Raw genomic sequence first — 21,655 nt, 5'->3', positions numbered from 1 at the left:
GGTGGGGGGTGGGGGGGGGGGTGGGGGGGGGGGGCGGGGCGGTGGTGGGTGGGCTGGCGGCGGGGGCGGCGGGGCCGGGCGGCGGGGGCGGCCGCGGCGGGCCCCCCCCCCCGGCCCGGCTCCTTCATGACGCGCCGAAGCGTCCACCACCGCCCGTCCCGCCCCACTCAGACGGCGTGCATGGTAACTTTCCAACAAGTTGAACAGTATTCATCAGGGGGCGGACGGGTGCTACAGATCCAGATCGGCCCCGAGCGCGCGGCACACCCGGACGACCGTCTGATGCGGACCACCCTGGGCTGGCGCCGGGGCATGAGCGAGGACGAGGCGTGGGAGGCCGGACGGGGCATCTGGAAGTTCAACGCCGACCGGGCCCTGTCGCAGGACGAGGTGCAGATCATCAACACCGAAGGCACGGTCCTCGCGGTCGCGAGGATCATCGGGATCTCCAAGCACGGTGACCGTTACGCCCTCGAAGGCGAACTCCTCCGTGCCGACCCGCGCGTCGGCCGCCCGACCAGCAGCCCGCATCTGTCCCGCAACCCCGTCTCGTACATCTGACGGCCCCCATGGCACCTCATGACACCGCCATCGCCGCGAAGGGAGCGCTCCGATGAGTGACTTCGACGCCATCGACGCACTGCTCGCGGCCGTCGGCCCGCAGGCCGAGCTTCCGCCGCCGGACGTCCGCCGGGAGCTGAGGGAGCGGGCCAGGCTCTCCAAGGCCCAGGTGGCCCGCACGCTCGGCGTGAGCCCCGGCACGGTCGGCGGATGGGAGAACGGCCGCGACCCGGCGGACGAGATCCGTACCAAGTACGCGTATCTGCTGGAGGGACTCGCCGCCAAGTTCGGCAGCGGGGCGGAACAGGACGCGGCGCCCGAGGAGCCCGTCGAATCGACGGCGCCCGAGGAACCGGCGGAGCCCGCCGGGGCCGACGACTCCACACCGCCGCCGGTGTCCGGGGCGTACGACACCGGGGACGACGTGGAGTCCCTCACCACCCCCGAGCCGTGCGTGTTGTGCGGATCACCGGCCGAGCACCGGGTGGCGGGCTTCGCCCAGCACCTGGACCCGGCCGACTGCCGACCCGCTCCCGCTGCCGCCGCCGACCCTGTCGGGACCGACACCGGCACGCGGCCCGCCCACCCGACCGGGCCCGGCACCCCACGGCCCGCCCGGAGCCCGGCCAAGCGCGCGTTCCAGGAGCGGTCCGGTCCGGGCGACCTGATCGGGCGGACGGTCCGGGCGGCGCTCGCCGAGCACCGGGGCGATGTCGACGCGGCCCTCGCGGCGCTGCTGAAGCGGGCGATCCCGGACGCGATGCGGCTGCTGGACGAGACCCGCAAGGGAGCGCGGTACGACATCGTCGCGCACCCGTGGATCCCGGACATCCTGCGCAAGCAGACCGCCAAGGGCGCGGACCGGATCTGGGAGGCACGCCCGAAGTGGACCCGCCACGAACTGCCGCCGGGCCGCCACGAGGTGACCGCGCTCGACATCAACGGCGCCTACCTCTCCGCCCTGAAGACCCACCTCCCGCTCGGCCAGCTGGAACACACCACCGGCTTCGCCCACGACCGCCGCCGCGCCGGTGTCCACCTGATCACCCCGCCCGCGTGGGAACACGAGGCGGTGCTGCCCAATCCGATCGGCAACCGCGACGAGCCCGGCCCGCTCTGGGTCACCGAACCGACGCTGCGCCTCCTGCTGCGCCTCTCCGGCCCGAAGCACGCCCTGTGCGCACCGCCGGAGATCCACGAGTCCTTCACGTCTGGTGCGACGGAGAACCTGCTGGAGAAGTTCCGGGTCGCACTCAAGGACGCCCGGGACACGGCCATCGCCGAGGACGACGAGGTGACGCTGGAGTACGTGAAGGCGATGTACTCGAAGTTCGTCTCCACGATGGGGGAGTCCAACTACAACCGGGAGCTCTACCGCCCGGACTGGATGCACATCATCCGCAGCCAGGCGTTCGCCAACCTCTGGATGAAAGCGCTCAAGGCCCACGACGAGGGCCTGACCGTCGTACGCGCTATGGGCACCGACGAGCTGCACGTCATCGGCGACTGGCACCGCGTCTTCCCCGAGGGCCGGGGCGTGACCGAGGTCAAGACGAAGGACACCTACACTGCGGGCAGCGACGACACCGAGGACCTGGCGGGGGAGGACGAGTAGATGCCCGAGAGGACCATCGACTTCGGGAAGTTCGGCGCCCGGGGCATCAAGGGCAGCGACGCCGTCGCCCGCAAGCTCGACGAGCTGTCGGGCGGCATCGTCACCCCGGTGACCGTACGGCGTGGCCTGATGGCACGCCTGCACTACCTGACCAGGACGGAACACAGCCGCAGGGCGGCCAGGGACGCCGGGCTGACCGTGACCGACCGCACGCTGAAGGCGTGGCTGGAGGAGAAGCGCCGGCCGTCCCACGCCAACCTGGCCCGCATCGACGCCGCCTACCGCCAGGTGCGCCGCCACAACGTCGCCCGCCATCTGCTGCGCCGCCTGAACGCGGGCGGGGGCACCCGCGTCGAGATCCATCCGCTGAACCAGTCGCAGGTGCCGCGCCCGCTCCAGCGGATGGTGGAGTACCGCACGATGAACGTCCGCCGCTGGGACCGCATCGTCGAGGCCTGGGAGACCGGCGACCAGCAGGGCCTGGACGACTCCTGGGAGGACGTCATCGTCGACCTCGGCTCGCAGTGGGGCCAGTACGAGTACGTCACCAACATCGGCTTCGCCGCGTAGCACGACCGCCCGGCCACCGAGGAGGGAGCAGGCCGGGGCGATCGCGTCCGGCCGGGTCAGCCCACCGGGACCAGCGTGAGGTAGGCCATGCCGAGCACTCCGCGGTAGCCCCGCAGCCAGCTCGACCGGTGCCGGTCGACGCGCTCGCGCGTCTCCCGCGCCAGCGGGTGGTCCGGATGGGCGGCCAGCCACTCCTCCGCGTCCGCCTGATAGCCGGACTCGAAGTCCTCCCACTCGTCGCCGTCGGCCGTCTCGATCCGGAGCGGACGGAACCCGGCCGAGATCGCGACGTCCACGAGTCCGGCCAGGTCATGGAACTCGTCGGCACGCGCATCCGGCCACATCGCGGCCAGTTCGGCGGAGGTGGGGGAGCGCTGCCAGAAGCCCTCGGCGAGCAGGACCCGCCCTCCGGGCGCGACCATCCCGCGCAGCGCGCGCAGGGCGGCGGCACTGTGCTCGGGCGGCTCCGCGTCGCTGAGGGCGTGACTGGCCCCGAGACACAGGACGAGGTCGGCGCTTCGGTGCGACGCCTCCTGTGCGGACCCCTCGACGAACTCCACGCGCCCGGTCAGCCCACGGGCCTCGGCATTCGCGCGCCCCCGGGCGAGGTCCTCGGCGTTGAGATCGATCCCCGTGCCGGTCGCCCCCGGCACCGCGTCGAGGACCCGGAGCATCAGCTCGCCCCAGCCGCAGCCGATGTCCAGGACCCGCGCCGGGGCGGCCCGGCGGAGCCGGTCGACGATGCGGGTGGCCCGAGCCTCGGAAAGGGGGCCGTGGAAGGTGAGCCCGGTCAGACGCGGCGGAAGATCGGCTTCGGTCATGCGGCGCACGCTAACGCGAGGGCCCCGCCATGGAAACCGGGTTTCGCTCCGGCCGCGCACCGCACCGCCCCATGCGCCCCGTACGGCTCTGCGCGTACGGCTCTGCGCCCGCGCCTCTTCGCGTACGCCCCGGCCGTTGTCCGGCGTGCGTGCCTTCGGAGCACGACCCGAGGCCGCGAACGGCCCATGAGGAGCCAGGACATGCCCGGTCGCCCGCGCACGCGTCGACACCGCAGGCCGAAACGGCGTACCCCGCACCGCTCATGACATCGCAGCGCCCCGGCACGGGGGAGTGACCGGGGCGCTGCTGTCCGTGTGCCGACGCTGCTGCGCGTGCGGGGCCCGGGGCCATTTCGTACGACGCGGTCGGCTCGACCACGTTGCCGGGTACGGCAGTTGGTCTGCCCGCAAGCTTCGGCCCCGCCACTGTCGTTCCACTGACGTCCGGCTGACGTACCGCTGACGTGCGCTCGTCAGCCCCGGCCGGCGGTGGGCCCCGGGCCGCGGCTCACCCCGCCGCCGGGCGCAGCTCGCGGATGATGCGGGTCAGGTCGGCCGGGGCGGCCGCGAGGCGGACCGGGCTGCCCGCGTCGTCGAGTTCGGCGATGTGCCAGCCGCCGGGGACGGCCTCGCCGTCGCTGCCCCGGACCCGCCGTACGCCCGTGACGGTCAGCCGCTCCACCGGGATCGGTCTCGCCGCGTATCGGCCGGGGCCGGAGTGCGGAGTCACCGCGGGCGGGCCGTCGCCGAGGACGATGTGGGTGCCGAAGAAGTGCGGGTTGTAGTCGGTCTGTTCCAGGAAACGGGCGGCCACGAACACCTCTTCTGCCGCCTCCGTCTCCCCCCGCCGCCCGGCGGACTCCGCCACCGCCCGGGGCGTACGCACCCGGGTGGCCCGCCAGGCCAGGGCGAACAGCCCCAGCGTGGCCACCGTGCCCGCGGCCGCCCAGGCGACCGTTGCCGGAGAGGTGAACGGGTCCGTGGGGTGGCGGTAGCAGAACGGCAGCAGCCACAGGGCCGTACCGACGAGCGCGCCCGCGAACGGAAGCGCCGACGGGAGCACCTCGTCGTCGGGCAGCCGACGCCCGCGCAGACGCAGCAGCACCCGGGCGCCGGGGTAGCCCGCGACCAGGGCCAGAGCGGCCGCGAGAACGGCCATCTCCCCGGCGGCGGAGACATGCTCACGCCACACGTGGTGCGCCCCGGCGACCTTCATCACCCGGCCCCGCCAGAACGTCACCTCGACCCTGTCGCCCGGCCCGAACTCTTGCGCACCCTCGCGCGAGACCGCGAGCCGCTCCAGCGGCCGGCCCTCGGCGAAGTACAGCCAACTGGACTGCTTGGGCCTGCGGACCTCGGCCTTCGCGATCACGGCGGGCACGGTGGTCAGACAGTCCTGGCGCTCCGTGGCACCCCTGCCGGACGCCGCGCCTGCCCCGGCTCCCGCGTCCGCCCCGGCCGCCGCGCACGGAACGGCCGACCGCCATGCCCGCGCGTACGCGGTGGAGCCCGGCACGGCCCACGCGGCAGCCCCCGAGGCCGCCAGCAACAGCGCGCACACGACCAACGTCCCGGTCACGGGGCGTCCGGCGGTGCGGTGCGAGATGACGGGGACGCGGTCCGAATCCGGGTTCCCGTGGCGGACGTGCAGCGCGCGGAGCGCCGCCAGCTCCGCCTCGAACTCCGCACCGTCCTCCGGCGTCCAACTGCGCGGCAGGGGCAGGGGCCGCCTACGTCCGTCGCGGAGCACCAGGGCGACCCGCCGGACCTCCGGTATCCGGTGGGTGTCCTCGTACTTCAGGAGGATCCGCAGCCCGGAAACATCGCTCCAGGGAACACTCAGGCGACGCAGCGGCGTGCGGCTGCGCACGCCGTACGCGTCGGCGCTCACCCGGGTGGTGACCACGCCGAGCGCCAGGACGCCCAGCAGGGCGAGCAGTACGCCGACGCCCAGCCACACGTCCAGGAACGTGCCCCGGTACGCCCCGCGCACCACGGCCAGCAACGCCCCGGCACCACCGAGCCCGGCCATGAACCACCAGGCACCTCTTCTACGGGGGCGGAAGATCACTTCCCGGACATCGCTCATGCCGGAATCCTGTCACCAGGCGGCCGCGCCTTCTTGTGCGCTCTCCGGCAACGCTGCCGGCCGCCACACTGCCGACCTCGCGCCGGTTCCCCGCCCAGTGCGTTTCGGGCACGACGTCCAGCTGATCCGGTGCCGGGGCCCGGGGCGGACCGGGGAGGGGTTCACAGGCCCGTGGTCTTCCGGTCGGCGGTCTCCCGGCCCTCGACGATGGGTGTCAGACCGTCCAGGAGCGCCGTGAGACCGAACTCGAACAGGGCGTCGAGACGCAGGTCGTAGCCGTCGCCGAGGGCTCCGACGATGCGGGTGAAGGCGGGAAAGCGGCCGGACTCCACCAGCTGCCGGAGGGCGGGGGCCCGGCTGTCGATCCACTCCTCGTCCGACTGGCCCGTGGCCGCCTCGGCCTGTGCCTCCCGCTCCAGGTGCACCGCCAGGCCGTGGGAGTGGCTGTAGATCAGTATGTGGATGTCGAACAGCCTGATGGGGTCGAGGCCATGGCCTTCGAGGGCGCTCAGTACCCATTCGCCGTGGACCATGAGGTTCGGCAGCGGCAACGGGCGTGAGATGGGACCGAGTTGGGCCAGCCACGGGTGCTTGCAGTACAGGGACCAGAGGGTCCGGGCCCCCAGCTCGACCCGGGGTCGCCAGCCCTCGGGCGCGTCGGCGGGATAGGACTCCTCGCCGTACGCCGCGTCGGCCATGAGCAGGACGAGGTCGTCCTTGCCGGTGACGTACCGGTAGAGCGACATGGCGGCCACTCCGAGACGGGCCGCGACGCCGCGCATGGAGAGGGCCGACAGCCCTTCGGAGTCCGCGATGTCCATGCCCGCGCGGACGATCCGTTCGAGGGTCAACTCCTGATCCTGCCCCGCCTCCTGCCCCTGCCCCGGTCCCTGCTCGGGGGAGGGAGGGGCCGGGGGCGCGGCGGCCTGCCGAGGGGTTCTGGCGACGACCGTTCCGGCCCGGGGCCGGGTCTCGACGAGCCCCTCCAGGCGCAGCGTGGTCAGGGCCTTGGTGGCGGTGGCGAGCGCGACGCCCCACTCCCGGGCGATCTGACGGGTCGAGGGAACCCGGTCCCCGGCCACGAGCCGGCCATCGGCGATGCGGCGGCGGATCGCGGCGGCGATGCGCAGATAGGGCGGCTCGGCGGATGCGGCTGTGGGCTTCGTCACGTCCTGCGGCCTTTCTGTTCTGTACTAGTGCGGAGAGGAGCGGCGGGAATGCCGTCGGGAGCCCAACTGCCCTAGTACAGGTGGTGTGTTCGGTCGGTTGAAGGGGGTGCGCGTACGTCGTACGTTCAGTTCGGTACAGCCTATCGAAGGAGTTCCCATGCAGACCGTTCTCATCTCCGGCGGCGGAATCGCCGGGACCGTGCTCGCCCACTGGCTGCACCACCACGGCTTCGCGCCCACCGTCGTCGAACGCGCCCCGGGTCCGCGCCCCGGAGGGCAGGCCGTGGACATACGCGGCGTCGCTCTCGATGTCATCGGGCGGATGGGCCTGATGGAACAGGCGCGGGAGGTGCGTACCCGGATGCGCGGCATGTCGGTCCTCGACCCCGAGGGGCACGAGATCGACCGCTCCACCGAGTCGGTCCTCAGCAGCGGCCGGCTCGACAGCGACGACATCGAACTGCTCCGCGAAGACCTGGTGCGGATGGTGCATGAGCACACGCGCGAGGATGCCGAGTACCTCTTCGGCGACAGCATCACCGCGCTCCAGGAGGACGGTGACGGTGTGCGTGCCGACTTCGTCCACGGGGCGTCCCGCACCTTCGACCTGGTGATCGGCGCCGACGGGCTGCACTCGGCCGTACGGCGTCTGGTGTTCGGCCCCGAGGAGCGTTACGCCCGTCACCTGGGCAGCTACCTCTCGGTGTTCAGCGCGGACAACTTCCTGGGGCTCGACGACTGGCAGGTGTGGCTGCGGGACGGCGAGGCGGGCTTCGGCATCATGTCCGTACGCGACAGCACGGAGCTCAGGATCGCCTTCGGTTTCGAGTCCGGTCCGCTCCCCAGCGAACTGCGCGACCAAGCCACCCTGCGGCAGCTCGTCGTCGGCAAGCTGGCATCCCTGCGCTGGGAGGGGGCCCGTCTGGCCGAGGCAGCCGCGAAGGCGCCCGACTTCTACTGCGACGCCATGGCCCAGATCCGGATGGACCGCTGGTCCCACGGCAGGGTGGCCCTGGTCGGGGACGCCGGCTACTGCCCCTCCCCGCTCACCGGGCAGGGCACCAGCCTGGCGCTCGTCGGCGCCCATGTGCTGGCCGACTGCCTCGCCCGGACGCCCGGCGACCACCGCGCCGCGTTCTCCCGTTACGAACGCCGGATGCGCCCCTTCGTCACGCTCAACCAGGGCCTGGTCGACGACAACCCCGGGGGGCCCGCCGGCGAGGCGTCGATGGCCCGCGCCAAGAACGCGCTTTCACTGGACGACTGATCCGTGGGGCCCCGCGTGCGGGGCGGAAAGGCGGGGCGGGTAGGCGGGGCGGGTAGGCGGGGCGAACCGCTCGTCGGGTCCTCGCCGTTGGGAGCGGAGCGACGGCGCCCGGGGTGCGCCACGCGCCTCAGCCCGTACGGGGCGGGGCGCTCCGGTTCCTCCGGCCCGATCCGGACGGAAGGCCCTGGGCTCCGGAGCCGGACCGGAAGCGGAGCCGGTACTCGGTGGGTGTGGTGTCGAGCTGTCGGCGGAACGCCCGCACGAGGGTGTCGGTCGTGCCGAACCCGCAGGCGGACGCGATGCGTTCGAGCGTGGCATCGGTGGATTCCAGCTGGCCGCGGGCCCTTTCGACGCGGACCGACTCGACGTAGGCACTGGGGGTCATGCCCAGTTCGGCCTTGAAGATCCGGGTGAGCTGCCGCTCGCCGACGTGCGCGTACGCGGCGAGGTCCGCGACGGTGAGCCGTTCGCCGATGGCGTCCATGATGTGGTGGCGCAGGTCCTCGATGCGCCGTGTCGTGGAGACGGGTTCCAGCGGCACGCTGAACTGGCTCTGTCCGCTCGGCCGCTTCAGGTACATCACGAGCTGCCGGGCGACGCGCAGCGCGACGGTCTCGCCGAAGTCGTCCGCGACGAGGGCGAGCGACAGATCGAGACAGGCACTGATCCCCGCGCCGGTCCACACATCGCCCTCGCGGATGAAGATCGGGTCGGCGTCGACCTCGACGGCGGGGTGGTCGGCGGCGAGCTGCTGCGCCGTCGACCAGTGGGTGGTGGCGCGCCTGCCGTCCAGCAGCCCGGCGGCGGCGAGGATGTGTGCCCCGACGCAGACGGAGGTGACCCTGCGGGTCCTGGCCGCGAGCGTCCTCACCCGGCCGACCACGGCGGGGTCGGTGAGGGCATGGACGCGGCGGTCGCCGTCGACCTCGACCGAGCCGGGCACCAGCAGGGTGTCGATGCTCCGCGTGGACACGTCGTCGAAGGTGGCGTCGGGGAGGATGCGCACACCGGCGGAGGTGGTGACGGGGTCCATGGTCTCGGCGGCGAGGACGACGGTGTAGCCGTCCGCGTCGTCCGTCTCGCGTCGCAGGAGCGCGAAGACCTCCGGCGGTCCGGTGACATCGAGCAGGTCGACGCCGTCGAAGAGGACGATGACGACGAGCCGTTCGACGCTGCTCATGGGTGGTCTCCGTCCGGTCGGCAACGGTGGGGCGATGTCGGTATCTGCATGTTAGACGGCATTGCCGACATGCTCGGCCGACCGTAGCGTTCATGGCGTCCGGCGCCCGGCATCCGGCGCCCGTCATCCACTCCAGCACCACACCTGAGGCGGTACTCCCATGGCCACGACCACCCTGCGCGCGCTCAACGGATTCGACGAGACGCCCGCGTCGCTCGCCGATTCGACCCTGATCCTGGTCGACTACCAGAACACCTACGTCGGCGGCGTGATGGAACTGGAGGGCTGGCAGGCCGCGCTGGACTCCGCCGCCGCACTGCTGGGCAGGGCCCGGGAGGCGGGCACGAAGGTCATCCATGTCGTCAACGACGGCGGCGAAGGCACCCCGTACGACATCCGGGCGGAGATCGGCCGGATCCACCCGAGCGTGGCGCCGGCCGAGGGCGAGCCCGTCGTCGTCAAGAAGGCCCCGAACGCGTTCGTCGACACCGACCTGGGCGAGCACGTCGATGCCGCCGGGAACGAGAACGTCATCGTCGCGGGGTTCATGACGCACATGTGCGTGGCGTTCACCGCGCAGGGCGCGTTCCTGCGCGGCAACCGTCCCACGGTGGTCGCCGACGCCTGCGCGACGCGTCCCCTGCGGTCGCTGGGCAGAGAACTGACGGCCGACCAGATCCACCGCAGCGCGCTCGCCACCATCACCGACCTGTACGGGGTGGTCGTCGAGTCGGGGAAGTCCCTGGTCTGAGGAGCGCTCCGCCCCGGGCGGTGCGGGCCCAGGAGCCGTAGGCGGTGATCGCGGACCGGACGAACGAGCGGATCAGCAGATTCCTGTCGCCCTTCTCCACGCCGCGACCACCCGGCTCGGCTCCATGCCGATCAGCGGGACCACGGTGAGCCCCGCCACCGGCTCGTGTTCCAGGAGGGTCATGCCGGCCGTGCCGTTCCAGAGAACGGCCTGCCGGCACTCCTGGACGGCACGCACCACCGGCCCTCACGGGGCTCGCCGCCGCTAGGCCCTGTCTTCAACCTGCGGTCGTCTTGGCCGGAGGCCGGGCCGTGCGACGCCCGGCAGACGGCAGTTTGAGTTCACACGGGTTCCTTCGTGCCGTGCCTGGTCCACAGGACGACTACGAATCCGCCGGCCGAACCCGGCTCGATCACGAGATCTGCCGTGACGAGTTCGCTCCGCGACTCGTCAAGGACTGGATGACCGAACGTCACCGCAGGTGGCCGCTGAGCACCAACCCCTACCTGATCGTCAGTCCTCGCACCGCACTGCACTGCACCGCACACCGACCGCCCGTCGCCTGGTGCGCTGTTCATGAACTTCGCCAGCGCGCCGGGCTCCGCCCTCGCAGTGCCGTCGAGCACGAGCTCAATCGGAGGACGTGACCGGGGGCCGCAGGCCGAGCCACTGCTCGGCGTCCCAGGCCTCGAACCGCTCGACCTCGGTGAACCCCAGCTTCGCCGCGAGGCGCATCGAGCCGACGTTGGCGCTCTGGGTGGTGAGAACCACCGGCTCGCCGGGAAGGACGCCGTCGAACCAGCCGAGTGCCGCCGCGCACGCCTCGGCGGCATACCCGAATCCCCACGCCCGTGGCAGGAACAGATAGCCGAGATCGGCCTTCCCCTCGGCAGCCGGGCGACAGTGCCCTGTTGCTCTCCTGAGCAGGATCTGGCCGATCATCGACCCGTCGAGATCAACGACGAAACTCCCGGGCCACCGCTCGGGAACCTCGGGTATCTCACGTTCGAGCTCGTCACGAGGGCGGGGGCCGCCGAGGTAGGTGTGCACCTCTGGCGACGCCAGCAGCTCGATGAACGCCGGACGGTCACGGGGCTCGGGCTCACGGAGCACGAGCCTCCCGGTCTTGATCGGGGCAGGTGGCCAGACGACGGATCCGAGATCAATCATGCCGGCCACCCAATCAGCAGGCTCGGCAGCGATCAAGAGCGTCACCGACTCGCCGATCCCACCCGCCCAAACACACCGACCAGCAGCGGGTTCGGCCTCAGGCAGCTTTCAGATTCTGCGAACCCGCTGGTTTTCCAGTACGACTGCCGGAGGGCGTCGGCCGGCCGGGACGCGTCGGGGTCGGTGCCGTCGCCCGGGAACCCGACGGTGAGGGTCGCGGCCCCGGCCGTCGCGGCCACGCGTACGCGTACCCGGTCGGCCCGGTCGAGCAGGGCGCGCGCCTCGTCGAGCAGCACCGCCCCCGCCGCCGTCAGCGCGACACCGGCGGGCGACCGGTCGAACAGCGCGGCACCGAGCTCGGTCTCCAGCCGCTCGATCGCCCGGCTCAGCGGCTGCCGGCTCATCACAGCCGGGCGGCGGCCCGGCCGAAGTGGAGCTCCTCGGCGACCGCGACGAAGTAGCACAGGGTGCGTAGCTCCATGCTGCGACGATATCCGTACGGTATCGGCAGCACGGAACGGGTCTTGGACTTCGGGCTGCCCAGGCAGTGGAATCGACGCATGACCGACGAATCGACGACCGGTGAATCCAGGACCGGCGAAACCAGCACCAGCGGACCGGAGGCCGGAGCGCCCGGTACCGGTACCGGAGGACCCCCGACCCGTGAGCCGGTGAACGGCCCCGCCGTATCGGTGGTCGGTCCGGGCGACGGCGAGATCATCCTTCTGGGCACCACACGCATGCGTGTCCTGGAGGACGGCAGCAACACCGGGCACCGGCTCGGCCTCGCGGAGTCCGTACTCGCGCCGCACACGCCCGGACCGCCCCAGCACCGCCACGCCCAGCACGACGAGGGCTTCTACGTCATCTCCGGGACGGTGCGGTTCACGGTCGGCGACAAGGACTACGACGCGACCGCGGGCACGCTCGTGATGGTTCCTCCCGGAGCCCCGCACACCTTCGCCAACACGACCGACCGGCCGGCCGTCATGCTGAGCACCTTCACGCCCGATCTGTACGTGCAGTACTTCCGCGACCTGGAGGAGATGTTCGCCGGTGGCCGGGCGCCGACCCCCGGGGAGAGCATCGAGGTGATGAGCCGATACGCCACCGAGCCCGCCACCGACTTCGCCCCGGAACGGGACTGACGACGCCGCCCGGCCGCCCCGGCGCCACGAAGGACCGTCCGCCCTCCCGGTGGGAGTGCGGACGGCCCGGTCCCCCGTGCGAACTCGTGAGGGAGCCCATGCGTCATCGGACCGCGGCCGTGTGCGTCGCGTGCAGCCCTTCTCGACGATGCGCGCACCCCCGCCACCTCCCCCGCGACTACCGGGCCGACGCCCTGAAACGCGTCGACAGACCCCGGGGCGCGGTGGCCGGATGACCGTACGGTGATCCGGACGGAGCGGAGCGGCGGCTCCGTCCGGCCTGCGGCCGGGACATCGGGGGCCTGGCCGTACGGGTGGGTGGGGCCAGACCCACTCCGGCGCCGATCCGTCCGGGACGGGGTCCCGGCTGGTGCAGAGTGAGCGGAACGGGCCGGATCGGCGCGCGTGGTGCGGGGTCGCACGCGCCGCGGCCGAGGCCATGAAGCGGGGAGGAACGATCATGCGACAGCTGGTGTCGTGGGTGGCGGGCGCCTGCGTGGGATTCGTACGGGCCTGTGCCGTGGTGGTCGTCACCATGCTGGTCCCGGCCGTGTGGGCCGCCGCGGTGGCGCTCGGGATCCGGTGGGGTGCGGCCAACCCGTGGTCCTGGGTGGCGCCGTTCGTGCTGGTGTGCCTGGGCACGCTCGGCCTGTCCCGGCCGGTCTGCCGGGCGGTCCGCTTCCTCGTCGCGCGATGGACCGCCACCGTCGTCCCCGCCGGATACCGGGTGGCCGGTCCGGTGACCCGGATGTCCACCGGGTACTGGTGGAACGGCTTCGGCTACGAACGCACCCGCCGCGACGCGCTCATGGACCAGAGATGGCGGATCCGGTGGACGGACCCCGCCAACTGGCGCGATCTGAGGTTCACGGTCATCGTCCCGTTCACCGCGGGCCTGGTCGCGTCCCTGCCGCCGGCCGGCCTGGCCGTGGCCGCCCTCGGACTCGGCGGGCCGGGGCCCGCCGCACGCGCCGCCGGGGCGCTCGGCCTGGCCGTGGCCGTGGGCGGAGCCCCGTACGCCTGGCGGGCCGTCGAGCCGGTGGCCGTCCGCTTCCTGCGTGCGTCGCCCGCGATGGCGCTGGCGGAGCGGGTGGCGGAGCTGACGGCGCAGCGCGCGGACACGACGATCGCGCAGGCCGCCGAGATCCGCCGGATCGAGCGGGACCTCCACGATGGGGCACAGGCCCGCCTGGTCGTGCTCGGCCTCTCCCTGGCGACGGCGGAGAAGCTGATGGAGACCGACCCCGAGCGGGCCAAGGCGCTGATGCGGGAGGCACGGGCCGGTGCCGCCACCTCGCTGGCCGAACTCCGCGACCTGGTCCGGGGAATCAACCCCCCGGTCCTGAACGACCGGGGGCTCGTCGAAGCCGTTCGCGCCTTCGCCCTGGACAGCCCGCTCGAAGCGGCCGTCACCGCCGAACCCCAGCCACGCCTGGACCCGCCGCTCGAATCCGCCGTCTACTTCGGGATCGTCGAGCTGATGACCAACGCGGTCAAGCACGCCGGCGCGACCCGGGCGCGGATCACCCTGACCCGGGACGGCACCGGCCTCGTGGCCGACGTCGAGGACGACGGCCGGGGCGGGGCCGGGATCGGCGCCGACGGCGGACTCGCGGGGCTGCGCCGCCGCCTCGCGGCCTTCGACGGCACCCTGGAGATCACCAGCCCTGTGGGCGGCCCGACCCGCGCGAGGATAGTGGTGCCATGCGAATCGTTGTAGCCGAAGACCTCTACCTCCTGCGCGACGGGATGGTCCGCCTCATCGAGGCGTACGGACACCAGGTGGTGGCCACGGCGACCACCGGGCCCGAGACGCTCGCCGCCCTGCTGGAGTGGCGGCCGGACGCGGCCGTCGTCGACGTCCGTATGCCACCGACCCAGTCGGACGAGGGGCTGCGGGCGGCCCTGGCCGCCCGCGCCGAACTCCCCGGACTGCCGGTCCTGATCCTCTCCCAGTACGTCGAACAGCTCTACGCCCGCGAACTGCTGGCGGACGGCTCCGGTGGCATCGGCTACTTCCTCAAGGAGAGCGTCTTCGACGCCGACCAGTTCATCGACGCCCTGGAACGCGTCGCGGGCGGCGGGACCGCCATGGACCCGGCCGTCATCGCCGGACTGCTGTCCAGCGGCACCTCGAACCGGCGGCTGGAAAAGCTCACCGCACGCGAACACTCGGTGCTCGGCCTCATGGCCGAGGGAATGTCCAACCAGGCCATCGGGCGGCGGCTCTTCCTCAGCGAGAGCGCCATCAGCAAGTACACCACCTCGATGTTCGGCAAACTGGGCATCACCGATGACGACGACAACAACCGCCGCGTACTCGCCGTCCTCACCTATCTGAACCGGCCCTGAACCTGCTGGAACCGGCCCTGGAAACAGCCTTGCTGACGGTGCGTCATGCGAGGTGTGCCCGGTGCTCCCACCGCCGGTGACCGTCGCGCGGCGCCGGCCGCGCCGCCACCGGGGCCGGGCGGCTCCCGACGGTTGCCCTGTGACAGGAGCTTCACGGCCGTGTCCCGACTGTGTGCCATCCGGCGTTCGGCCGAAAACCGATGGCTAGCCTGACGGCGCTCAAGGTGTCCCTGGGGGACGTCGCAACAGTCGGACGGAAGAGGGAACGAACATGGGCGGTCGTGACGCGCACATGGTCTCGCGCAGGCGGATACTCAGGCTGGCCACGGCCGGACTGGGGGTCGCCGTGGTCGGGGCCGGGGCCGTGGGATGCGGCCCCGGGGAGGACCCGGCCGCGCCCGGCGGCAACGCGAAGCCCGGCGGGAACGGGAAGGGCGGCGGTTTCACCACCCCGCCGCCGGGCACCGCGCCCGAGCCGCTGTGGCAGGCGGACGCCGCGAACACCGGTCTGGCCGGCATCGACGCGCTCGCGGTGATCGGGGGAGTGGCCCTGGTCTCGGGCGACCCGCTGGTGGGACGCGACATGGCCACCGGCAAGGAGAAGTGGTCGCGACGCGGCGTCACCACCCCGGGCGCCAAGCTCATCGTCGGCGGCGGCACGCTCTATCTCGCCAGTGCCGAGTACGACGGTGACGTGGTGGGTCTGGATCCGGCCACTGGCAAGGAGACCTGGCGCAGCCGGCTGGGCAAGAAGTTCGAGCAGCCGCGCCCGATCGCGGCCGACGACCGCCATGTGTACGTCGTCGCGGGCATCCTGGAGAAGGACTTCACGACCCCGAACAATGTGATCGCCGCCATCGACACCACCTCCGGCAGGATCGTCTGGCGGGAACAACGCGACGCGGGCACCGAGGAGTTCGGCATCACCGCCGCGGCGGTCGGCGGACGCCTGGTCTACACGGACTACCGGGAGAACGTGACCTGCCGCGACACGGCGACCGGCCGACAGGTGTGGACGAAGAAGATCAGCCGGTCCAACGACCGGCGCTTCGCCGTCCACGAGGGCCTGGTGATCGTGGCGGACGGACGGCGGCTGCGCGCGTTCGACCTGGCCGGGGGCAAGGACCGCTGGTCGCTCAGGACGGAGGAGTTCAGCTCGTTCAACGACCCGCAGGTCCTGGACGGGGTGCTCTACGCCTCCGACAGCGTGCGCGGCATGTGGGCCGTGGACCCCCGTACGGGCAAGCGGATCTGGCACAACGAGGAACTGCTGGACTCGGCGACGCAGGCATGGCAGTTCGCCAAGGTGAACGGCACCGTGTACGGCGCGACCGAGTTCGACGAGGACGGCGGCGTACACGCCTTCGACGCGGCGACCGGGAAGCTGCGCTGGACCTACAACGACAAGAGCGGCGACATCCAGCAGTGGTACGTGGTGGCGGCGGCCGACCGGCTGGCCGTGATGCACGGGAAGCGGCTCTACGCGCTGCCCGCCGTGTGATCCGGACACCCGGCCGTACGGACGGTACTCGTACGGCTGCCCCTCACCGTCCCGCGCGGGACGGTGAGGGGCAGCCGGGGCTTCCTACTTCCGGCCGGACGGCGTCCGGCAGGTCAGGTCCTCGGCCGGGAGCCTGCCCGTGGTCAGATACGCCGTGGCGCTCTTGTCCGCACAGGATCCGTCGAGGCCGTAGACACCGTGCCCCTCGCCCCCGGCGACGGTGACCATCCGGGAGCCGTGCAGCGCCCGGTGCATGCCCCGCGCGCCGGTCAGGGGCGTCTGGGGGTCCCACTGGTTCTGGAGGATCAGCACGTCGGCCTTGTTGTTCACCGTCGTCGTGGGCTCGCTGCCCTGCTTCCAGAAGGCACACGGCTTGATGGTGGACGCGAAATCGCCGTACAGCGGATAGCGGGCCTTGTCGCGGATCGCGTCGCGGCGGTACTGCTCGGGGTCCCGTGGCCAGGTACGGGAGTCGGCGCACAGGACGGCCCAGGCGCTCGCGGCGTTGTTGTCCGGCGGGACGTCATGGGCGGACGCCGACGCGCCGGGATCCGGGGCCGCCTCGGTCGTGACGGCCGGGGCCGGCTTCCCGCCCTCGGCCGCCTTCTTCAGCTCGGCGACCCGTTCGGCGGCGCTCCGGGCGTGCGGGAACATGCCGCGCAGCTCGGAGCGGATGCCGGCACCGCTCAGGCTGCTCCCGCCGGAGTCGACGGGATCGCGGTCGGCTCGGGCGACCAGCTTCCAGAAGGTCTCGCGGACCTCGGCCGGGGTGGCGCCCAGGTGGTACGTCGTGTGGCGTCGGGCGGTCCATTCGGTCCAGCGTGTGAAGGTGTGCTCGGCCCCCTCCGCCATCCCCTGGAACATGCCCCGCCAGACCCACGCGGGGTCGGTCGCGCTGTCCAGCACGAACCGGTCGGCCCGCCGGGGGAACATCTGGGTGTAGACGGCGCCGAGGTAGGTGCCGTAGGAGTACCCCAGGTACGAGATCTTCCGCTCGCCCAGCACGGCACGGATGACGTCCATGTCGCGGGCGGTGTTGCGGGTGGTGAGATGCCGCAGCGTGTCACCCATCGTGGCCCGGCACTTGTCGGCCACCGTACGTGCCCACGCCACGTCCTTCGCGAAGGTCGCGGCCTTGTACGGGCGTTCGTCGTTCTGCTCGTCGTCGGTCAGACCGCAGCCGGCGGGAGAGCTCTGCCCGATGCCCCTCGGGTCGAACCCGATGAGGTCGTAGCGTCCCTTCACTTCCCGGGGAAGGGACAGATTCGGGTCCACGGGCAGGCCCAGGCCCGGCCCGCCGGGGCCGCCGGGGTTGAGCAGCAGCACCCCGCGCCGCTTCTCCGGGCTGCTCGCCCTCAGCCGGGACACCGCGATGTCGATCTTCCTGCCACCGGGATCGCTGTAGTCCAGCGGCACCTTGAGCGTCGCGCACTGGAAGCCGGCCGGGCTCTCGGCGTCGCAGCGCTGCCATCGGAGGCTCTGCTGGGTGTACTGCCGCAGCGGGTCCCCGGCCCCGGGGGCCGGGGACGCGGAGAAGGCCGGCACGGGTGTGAGCGCCGACAGGAGAGTCACCGCGGTACCGGTGGTCAGAAGGGTCGCTATGGATCTTTTTCGCACGGTGTCGCCCGTTCTTGCTGGAGAGAGGTGTTCGGTTCGTCTGCCCTTGCGCGCACGGGAGTCCGGCGGCCCGGCCGCCCGGACGCCCCGCGCCCGACGGCACCGCCGGGGCGCCGGGACCGGTCAGTCCCCGGTGAGCTGCTCGTGGACGCACTGCCGGTACTGCTGGAAGCTGTCGGGCCGGTAGCACTTCTGCGTGTTGTCGGCGTACCAGGCCAGGAGTACGGCGACCAGGACGGACACGACGATCGCGAGGAACGACGCCAGCACGCCGGTGACGGACATGCCCCGGCCGGTGCCGGTGCGCCTGGCCTTGACCAGGGCGACGACGCCCAGGACCAGGCCGATGACGCCGAGCGGGCCACCGACGAAGAAGATCGAGGTGACCAGGCTGATGATGCCGAGCACCATGGCGGCCACGGCCGTACCGTTCTTGCCGGTACCTGCACCACCGGCCGGAGGCCGCGTCCCGGGGCCCTGCGGATACGGGGTGCCGGCGGCCGCCCCGGAGGCTCCGGCCGATGCCGTCCCCGGCAGCGGCGGCGCCGTCCCGTTCGACGCGGCCCCGGCCGGTGTGGCCGTGCGGTGCGGCGGGGTCCCCGTTCCTTGCGTGTTCATCATCAGTCCTTCCGTGAGCTGGGCAGGACACGATCTTGGTGCGAGGGACACCCGCGGCACATCGCGGGAAGGCGGGAAATCGGCCTCCCCCGATCGAGGGAGGCCGCGGGGGGACCATCCGGTCATACTGGCCGCATCATGTTCAGGGGAATCCGGCCGCTGCTGCGCGGCTCCACGTATGCGGGCGCGCTCTTCGCCCATGGCGGTGCCTTCGCGAGCATCCCACTGCTGGTCCTGGCCCTGCTGCCGGTGCTGGAATGGCGGTCCGCCCCCTACGGCGTGCGGGCCGCCCTGGTCCTGGTGGTCTGGGCGGCGCTGATCGGCGCGGTCGGGCTGGCCCGCCCCACGCGACGGGTGCTGATCGTGTGTGCCCGGAGGCTGCTGCATGTGCCCCTGCCGGATCCGGTCGCCGTGCGCCGGTCCCCGAGCCGGTCCGGTGCGGGAACGGCTCCCCCCGGGGCGGCCCCCGCCTCACCCGCCCCCGCCGCGCCGTCCGGCGCCGACCGCGGGCGGACCGCGGTCTGGCTGCTGCTCCATGTGGCCCTGGGATGGGCGGGCGGTCTGGCGAGCGGTGTGCTCCTCCTCGCGGGCCTGACCCTGCCGGGAAACTGGCTCGGGGCCGAGGCGGGGGTGAGCCTGTTCGGCTGGACGCTGCGGGCGAGGGGCGGCTGGGGCAGCTGGGCGGCGGCCCTCGGCTGCCTGCTGCTGGCGGCGGTCGTGTGCGTGGCGGTGACGGGCGCCCTGCGGTGGCTGGCGCCGAGGCTGCTGGGGCCGTCGTCGGCCGAGCGGCTCGCGCTTGCGGCGGAACGGGAGCTGCTGCTGGCGGAGCGCAACCGGCTGGCCCACGAGTTGCACGACTCGATCGGGCACACGCTGACGGCGGCCACGATCCAGGCGGCGGTGGCGGGCGAGGTGCTCTCTGCGGACCCGGTGGCCGCGCGGGCCGCCCTGCGTAGCATCGAGGAGTCGGCACGGGCCGCGCTGGAGGACCTGGACTACGTGCTGGGCGTGCTGCGCGAGGAGAAGTCGGGGACGGCGCCGACCCGTACCCTGGCCGACCTGCCCGAGCTGCTGGACCGGCTGCGGCACGCGGGGGCGGAGGTGGTGCCCGAGCTGACCGGCGAGCCCGCGCAGGTGCAGGGGACGCTGTCCCGGGCCGCGTACCGGATCCTCCAGGAGGGGCTGACCAACGCGCTGCGGCACGGGGCGGGTGGCCCGATCGAGGTCCGGGTGGCCGCCGCGCCGGACGGACTGGAGCTGGGCGTGGTCAACCGCACCGGGGCGGGCACGGGCCGGAGCCCGGGTGCCTTCCCGACGTCCGGGCACGGTCTGCCCGGACTGGCCGAGCGCGTACGGCTGCTGCACGGCGAGTTCGAGGCCGGGCCGGACGGGCCCTACCACTGGCGGCTGACGGTGCGGCTCCCCGTACGGTTGCCCGCATGACCGGTCCCGCCACCACCCCGAGCGCCGCCACCGCCCCCGGCCCCACCGCCGCCCCCGTCACCCTGCTGATCGCGGACGACGACGAGGTGACCCGCAGCGGTCTGCGCACCCTGCTCACGGCGCAGCCGGGGATCACGGTGATCGGGGAGGCCGCCGACGGCGTCGAGGCGGTCGAGCGGGCACGGGACCTGCGGCCGGACGTGGTGCTGATGGATGTGCGGATGCCGCGCCGCAACGGGATCGAGGCCACCCGGCAGCTGCTGGCCGAGTCGGCCGCGCCGCCGAAGGTCGTGGTCATCACCACCTTCGAGAACGACGGCTATGTCACCGCCGCGCTCAGCGCCGGGGCCAGTGGGTTCGTCCTCAAGCGGCGCCCGGTCCGGGAGATCGCGGAGGCGGTGCGCGTGGTGGCGGCGGGAGAGGCGGTCCTCTTCCCGGCGGCCCTGCGCCGGATGGTCGCCGCCCGCCCGCTGGGCTCCGCGGAGGCACTGCCGAAGGCGGCGCTGACGGGACGGGAGGAGGAGGTGCTGCGCTCGATGGCCACCGGCCTGTCCAACCCGGAGATCGCAGAATCCCTCACGGTGAGCCTGGAGACGGTGAAGACCCACGTCGGGAACGTACTGACCAAGCTCGGCGCACAGAACCGGACCCATGCGGTGGTCATCGCGTACGAGTCCGGTCTGGTGGTGCCGGGCTTCGCCGGCTGACCCGCCCGGCCGCGGCCGGGGCGGCCCGTGCCGCACGGCGCCGGGCCGTACGGCCGCGCTCCTACTTCTCGCCGTCTACTTCTCGCCGTCTACTTTTCGTCGTCCCAGGCCATCGAGCTCATCCGCCAGCCGGCCGGCGTCCGCAGGAACTGGGTGGTCTTGCGGCCCGCGCCCTCGAACCACGTGCCGTCGAGGTAACCGGACTTCCGGTACTCGCTGAACCGGTGTGCGACGGACCCGAAGATCTCCGTCCGCTCGGCGACCTCCCACTCGGAGAACTCCGTCACCGTCCCGTCGGTGAGCACCTTCTCCCGGGGCTCGATGAACGAGTCGAGATCGTGGATCACGGGCTCGTCCCCGACGTTCGAGACGATCGTCCCCTGCGGAATGAACACCTCACGGACGACCTGGAGGTTCGGCCGGCCGCCGCCGAGGGTGGCGAACGCGCCGAGGAAGGCGTGCATCAGCCGGTCGAGCTCGGCCTTGACGTCGGATACGGACTCCTCCCGCCCTGTCCTCTCGCCCCCGGGCGGCCATTCCCCGGCGAGGACCGACCAGACCTCGCTGTCGTGCCGCACCCCCTGGTGCGGGAAGCGCTGCCGCAGTACGCCGTCGAGGGTCATCCCGAGCCGTCGCGCGACGTCGCCGCTGCGGGTGTTGCCCGGCGACGCCCACCACTCGACCCGGCTCATCCCACGCTCCGCGAAGGCCCAGTCGATCAGCGCCCGGCAGGCCCGTGTCACCAGCCCCCTGCCCTGCCCGGCCTCCTCCAGCCAGCAGCCGATCTCGCACACACCGGAGGCGCGGTCGAAGCGGGTGAACATGACGCCACCGACCAGCGTGCCGTCCAGCCAGATCCCGAGGATCCGGCCGGAGTCCTCGGCCTGCTTGTCGGCGTAACGCCGGAGTACGGCCGTGGCGGAGGCGAGGTCGGTGCTGAGGGACGCCCACGGTATCCACGGATCCACGGAGGGCCGCGCGCGCTCGATGTGAGCGAGGAACTCCTGGGCGTGCCAGGGCTCCAGAGGACGGAGCCGAGCAGTGTGACCCAGCGGCAGTGCGAACATGGATACCTC

19 protein-coding genes and 2 pseudogenes are annotated in these 21,655 nt (G+C 72.5%); 11 read left to right on the top strand and 10 right to left on the bottom strand.

What is annotated here, in order from left to right; genetic code table 11:
• Positions 1-228: 228 nt before the first annotated feature.
• Genes ACFVFH_RS29005 through ACFVFH_RS28995 form a run of 3 tightly spaced genes read left to right on the top strand, consistent with a single transcriptional unit; the run spans position 229 to position 2,746 of the window.
• Positions 229-561, top strand: coding sequence for a hypothetical protein (locus tag ACFVFH_RS29005; protein WP_383773948.1), 333 nt, complete (start codon positions 229-231; stop codon positions 559-561).
• 52 nt (positions 562-613) lie between these two features.
• Positions 614-2,176, top strand: coding sequence for a helix-turn-helix domain-containing protein (locus ACFVFH_RS29000; protein ID WP_383773946.1), 1,563 nt, complete (start codon positions 614-616; stop codon positions 2,174-2,176).
• Positions 2,177-2,746, top strand: a complete 570-nt coding sequence (locus tag ACFVFH_RS28995; RefSeq protein WP_383773944.1) for a transcriptional regulator — start codon at positions 2,177-2,179, stop codon at positions 2,744-2,746. It begins immediately after the preceding gene.
• Between the two features lie 56 nt (positions 2,747-2,802).
• On the opposite strand, the gene ACFVFH_RS28990 is transcribed toward ACFVFH_RS28995, so the two are convergent.
• The 3 genes from ACFVFH_RS28990 to ACFVFH_RS28980 form a co-directional block, all read right to left on the bottom strand.
• Positions 2,803-3,567, bottom strand: coding sequence for an SAM-dependent methyltransferase (locus ACFVFH_RS28990; protein ID WP_383773942.1), 765 nt, complete (start codon positions 3,565-3,567; stop codon positions 2,803-2,805).
• Positions 3,568-4,075: 508 nt separating this feature from the next.
• Complete coding sequence (locus ACFVFH_RS28985; protein ID WP_383773940.1) at positions 4,076-5,656, bottom strand: PH domain-containing protein; 1,581 nt, start codon at positions 5,654-5,656, stop codon at positions 4,076-4,078.
• Between the two features lie 161 nt (positions 5,657-5,817).
• A complete protein-coding gene (locus ACFVFH_RS28980) occupies positions 5,818-6,825 on the bottom strand; it encodes a GntR family transcriptional regulator (protein ID WP_383773938.1) in 1,008 nt (335 codons plus the stop codon).
• A gap of 157 nt (positions 6,826-6,982) precedes the next feature.
• Between ACFVFH_RS28980 and ACFVFH_RS28975 the strand changes: the two genes are divergently transcribed.
• Positions 6,983-8,092, top strand: coding sequence for an FAD-dependent monooxygenase (locus ACFVFH_RS28975; protein ID WP_383773936.1), 1,110 nt, complete (start codon positions 6,983-6,985; stop codon positions 8,090-8,092).
• A 127-nt stretch (positions 8,093-8,219) separates the two neighbouring features.
• Here ACFVFH_RS28975 and ACFVFH_RS28970 read toward each other — a convergent pair whose 3' ends face one another.
• Positions 8,220-9,272, bottom strand: coding sequence for a GlxA family transcriptional regulator (locus ACFVFH_RS28970; RefSeq protein WP_383773934.1), 1,053 nt, complete (start codon positions 9,270-9,272; stop codon positions 8,220-8,222).
• A gap of 160 nt (positions 9,273-9,432) precedes the next feature.
• On the opposite strand from ACFVFH_RS28970, the gene ACFVFH_RS28965 reads away from it, so the two are divergent.
• On the top strand, positions 9,433-10,023 hold the full coding sequence (locus ACFVFH_RS28965; protein ID WP_383773932.1) for a cysteine hydrolase family protein: 591 nt from the start codon (positions 9,433-9,435) through the stop codon (positions 10,021-10,023).
• A 37-nt stretch (positions 10,024-10,060) separates the two neighbouring features.
• On the opposite strand, the pseudogene ACFVFH_RS28960 reads toward ACFVFH_RS28965, so the two are convergent.
• From ACFVFH_RS28960 to ACFVFH_RS28950, 3 genes and pseudogenes are all read right to left on the bottom strand, one after another.
• Positions 10,061-10,289, bottom strand: a pseudogene (locus ACFVFH_RS28960) (LysR family transcriptional regulator); the annotation flags it as partial.
• A gap of 364 nt (positions 10,290-10,653) precedes the next feature.
• On the bottom strand, positions 10,654-11,193 hold the full coding sequence (locus tag ACFVFH_RS28955) for a GNAT family N-acetyltransferase (RefSeq protein ID WP_383773930.1): 540 nt from the start codon (positions 11,191-11,193) through the stop codon (positions 10,654-10,656).
• A 137-nt stretch (positions 11,194-11,330) separates the two neighbouring features.
• Positions 11,331-11,674, bottom strand: a pseudogene (locus ACFVFH_RS28950) (LysR family transcriptional regulator); the annotation flags it as partial.
• A gap of 79 nt (positions 11,675-11,753) precedes the next feature.
• Between ACFVFH_RS28950 and ACFVFH_RS28945 the strand changes: the two are divergent.
• From ACFVFH_RS28945 to ACFVFH_RS28930, 4 genes are all read left to right on the top strand, one after another.
• Positions 11,754-12,341: a cupin domain-containing protein gene (locus ACFVFH_RS28945; RefSeq protein WP_383773928.1), complete on the top strand. Its 588-nt coding sequence runs from the start codon at positions 11,754-11,756 to the stop codon at positions 12,339-12,341.
• Between the two features lie 460 nt (positions 12,342-12,801).
• On the top strand, positions 12,802-14,061 hold the full coding sequence (locus ACFVFH_RS28940; protein ID WP_383773926.1) for a sensor histidine kinase: 1,260 nt from the start codon (positions 12,802-12,804) through the stop codon (positions 14,059-14,061).
• Entirely contained in the window at positions 14,046-14,693 is a 648-nt protein-coding gene (locus ACFVFH_RS28935) for a LuxR C-terminal-related transcriptional regulator (protein ID WP_383773924.1), read from the top strand. Before ACFVFH_RS28940 ends, ACFVFH_RS28935 begins: the two co-directional genes overlap by 16 nt.
• Positions 14,694-14,964: 271 nt before the next feature.
• The gene (locus ACFVFH_RS28930) at positions 14,965-16,194 is read left to right on the top strand and encodes a PQQ-binding-like beta-propeller repeat protein (RefSeq protein ID WP_383773922.1); all 1,230 of its coding nucleotides are present in this window, start codon (positions 14,965-14,967) and stop codon (positions 16,192-16,194) included.
• Positions 16,195-16,278: 84 nt separating this feature from the next.
• Here ACFVFH_RS28930 and ACFVFH_RS28925 read toward each other — a convergent pair whose 3' ends face one another.
• Together ACFVFH_RS28925 and ACFVFH_RS28920 are read right to left on the bottom strand one after the other, a co-directional pair.
• Positions 16,279-17,766, bottom strand: a complete 1,488-nt coding sequence (locus tag ACFVFH_RS28925; RefSeq protein WP_383773920.1) for an alpha/beta hydrolase — start codon at positions 17,764-17,766, stop codon at positions 16,279-16,281.
• 168 nt (positions 17,767-17,934) lie between these two features.
• Positions 17,935-18,429: a DUF4190 domain-containing protein gene (locus ACFVFH_RS28920; RefSeq protein ID WP_383773918.1), complete on the bottom strand. Its 495-nt coding sequence runs from the start codon at positions 18,427-18,429 to the stop codon at positions 17,935-17,937.
• A 138-nt stretch (positions 18,430-18,567) separates the two neighbouring features.
• Here ACFVFH_RS28920 and ACFVFH_RS28915 point away from each other — a divergent pair, with 138 nt between their 5' ends.
• Together ACFVFH_RS28915 and ACFVFH_RS28910 are read left to right on the top strand one after the other, a co-directional pair.
• Positions 18,568-19,872 (top strand): sensor histidine kinase, encoded by a 1,305-nt coding sequence (locus ACFVFH_RS28915; protein WP_383773916.1) that lies wholly within the window; start codon positions 18,568-18,570, stop codon positions 19,870-19,872.
• The gene (locus ACFVFH_RS28910; protein WP_383773914.1) at positions 19,869-20,579 is read left to right on the top strand and encodes a response regulator; all 711 of its coding nucleotides are present in this window, start codon (positions 19,869-19,871) and stop codon (positions 20,577-20,579) included. Before ACFVFH_RS28915 ends, ACFVFH_RS28910 begins: the two co-directional genes overlap by 4 nt.
• 89 nt (positions 20,580-20,668) lie before the next feature.
• Here ACFVFH_RS28910 and ACFVFH_RS28905 read toward each other — a convergent pair whose 3' ends face one another.
• The gene (locus ACFVFH_RS28905; RefSeq protein WP_383773912.1) at positions 20,669-21,646 is read right to left on the bottom strand and encodes a GNAT family N-acetyltransferase; all 978 of its coding nucleotides are present in this window, start codon (positions 21,644-21,646) and stop codon (positions 20,669-20,671) included.
• Positions 21,647-21,655 lie beyond the last annotated feature (9 nt).

The sequence above is a fragment of the Streptomyces sp. NPDC057697 genome (assembly GCF_042799335.1).
In the GTDB taxonomy this organism is placed as follows: Bacteria; Actinomycetota; Actinomycetes; order Streptomycetales; family Streptomycetaceae; genus Streptomyces.
The sequence above is the reverse complement of the archived record's forward strand: the minus strand, read 5'-3'. Positions and strand labels throughout refer to the sequence as shown.

Excerpts from the sequence above, each read along its gene's own strand:
- ACFVFH_RS29000 (WP_383773946.1), top strand. The coding sequence starts at position 614 with ATGAGTGACTTCGACGCCATCGACGCACTGCTCGCGGCCGTCGGCCCG.
- ACFVFH_RS28995 (WP_383773944.1), top strand. The coding sequence starts at position 2,177 with ATGCCCGAGAGGACCATCGACTTCGGGAAGTTCGGCGCCCGGGGCATC.
- ACFVFH_RS28990 (WP_383773942.1), bottom strand. The coding sequence starts at position 3,567 with ATGACCGAAGCCGATCTTCCGCCGCGTCTGACCGGGCTCACCTTCCAC.
- ACFVFH_RS28985 (WP_383773940.1), bottom strand. The coding sequence starts at position 5,656 with ATGAGCGATGTCCGGGAAGTGATCTTCCGCCCCCGTAGAAGAGGTGCC.
- ACFVFH_RS28975 (WP_383773936.1), top strand. The coding sequence starts at position 6,983 with ATGCAGACCGTTCTCATCTCCGGCGGCGGAATCGCCGGGACCGTGCTC.
- ACFVFH_RS28970 (WP_383773934.1), bottom strand. The coding sequence starts at position 9,272 with ATGAGCAGCGTCGAACGGCTCGTCGTCATCGTCCTCTTCGACGGCGTC.
- ACFVFH_RS28965 (WP_383773932.1), top strand. The coding sequence starts at position 9,433 with ATGGCCACGACCACCCTGCGCGCGCTCAACGGATTCGACGAGACGCCC.
- ACFVFH_RS28955 (WP_383773930.1), bottom strand. The coding sequence starts at position 11,193 with ATGATTGATCTCGGATCCGTCGTCTGGCCACCTGCCCCGATCAAGACC.
- ACFVFH_RS28945 (WP_383773928.1), top strand. The coding sequence starts at position 11,754 with ATGACCGACGAATCGACGACCGGTGAATCCAGGACCGGCGAAACCAGC.
- ACFVFH_RS28940 (WP_383773926.1), top strand. The coding sequence starts at position 12,802 with ATGCGACAGCTGGTGTCGTGGGTGGCGGGCGCCTGCGTGGGATTCGTA.
- ACFVFH_RS28935 (WP_383773924.1), top strand. The coding sequence starts at position 14,046 with ATGCGAATCGTTGTAGCCGAAGACCTCTACCTCCTGCGCGACGGGATG.
- ACFVFH_RS28930 (WP_383773922.1), top strand. The coding sequence starts at position 14,965 with ATGGGCGGTCGTGACGCGCACATGGTCTCGCGCAGGCGGATACTCAGG.
- ACFVFH_RS28920 (WP_383773918.1), bottom strand. The coding sequence starts at position 18,429 with ATGAACACGCAAGGAACGGGGACCCCGCCGCACCGCACGGCCACACCG.
- ACFVFH_RS28915 (WP_383773916.1), top strand. The coding sequence starts at position 18,568 with ATGTTCAGGGGAATCCGGCCGCTGCTGCGCGGCTCCACGTATGCGGGC.
- ACFVFH_RS28910 (WP_383773914.1), top strand. The coding sequence starts at position 19,869 with ATGACCGGTCCCGCCACCACCCCGAGCGCCGCCACCGCCCCCGGCCCC.
- ACFVFH_RS28905 (WP_383773912.1), bottom strand. The coding sequence starts at position 21,646 with ATGTTCGCACTGCCGCTGGGTCACACTGCTCGGCTCCGTCCTCTGGAG.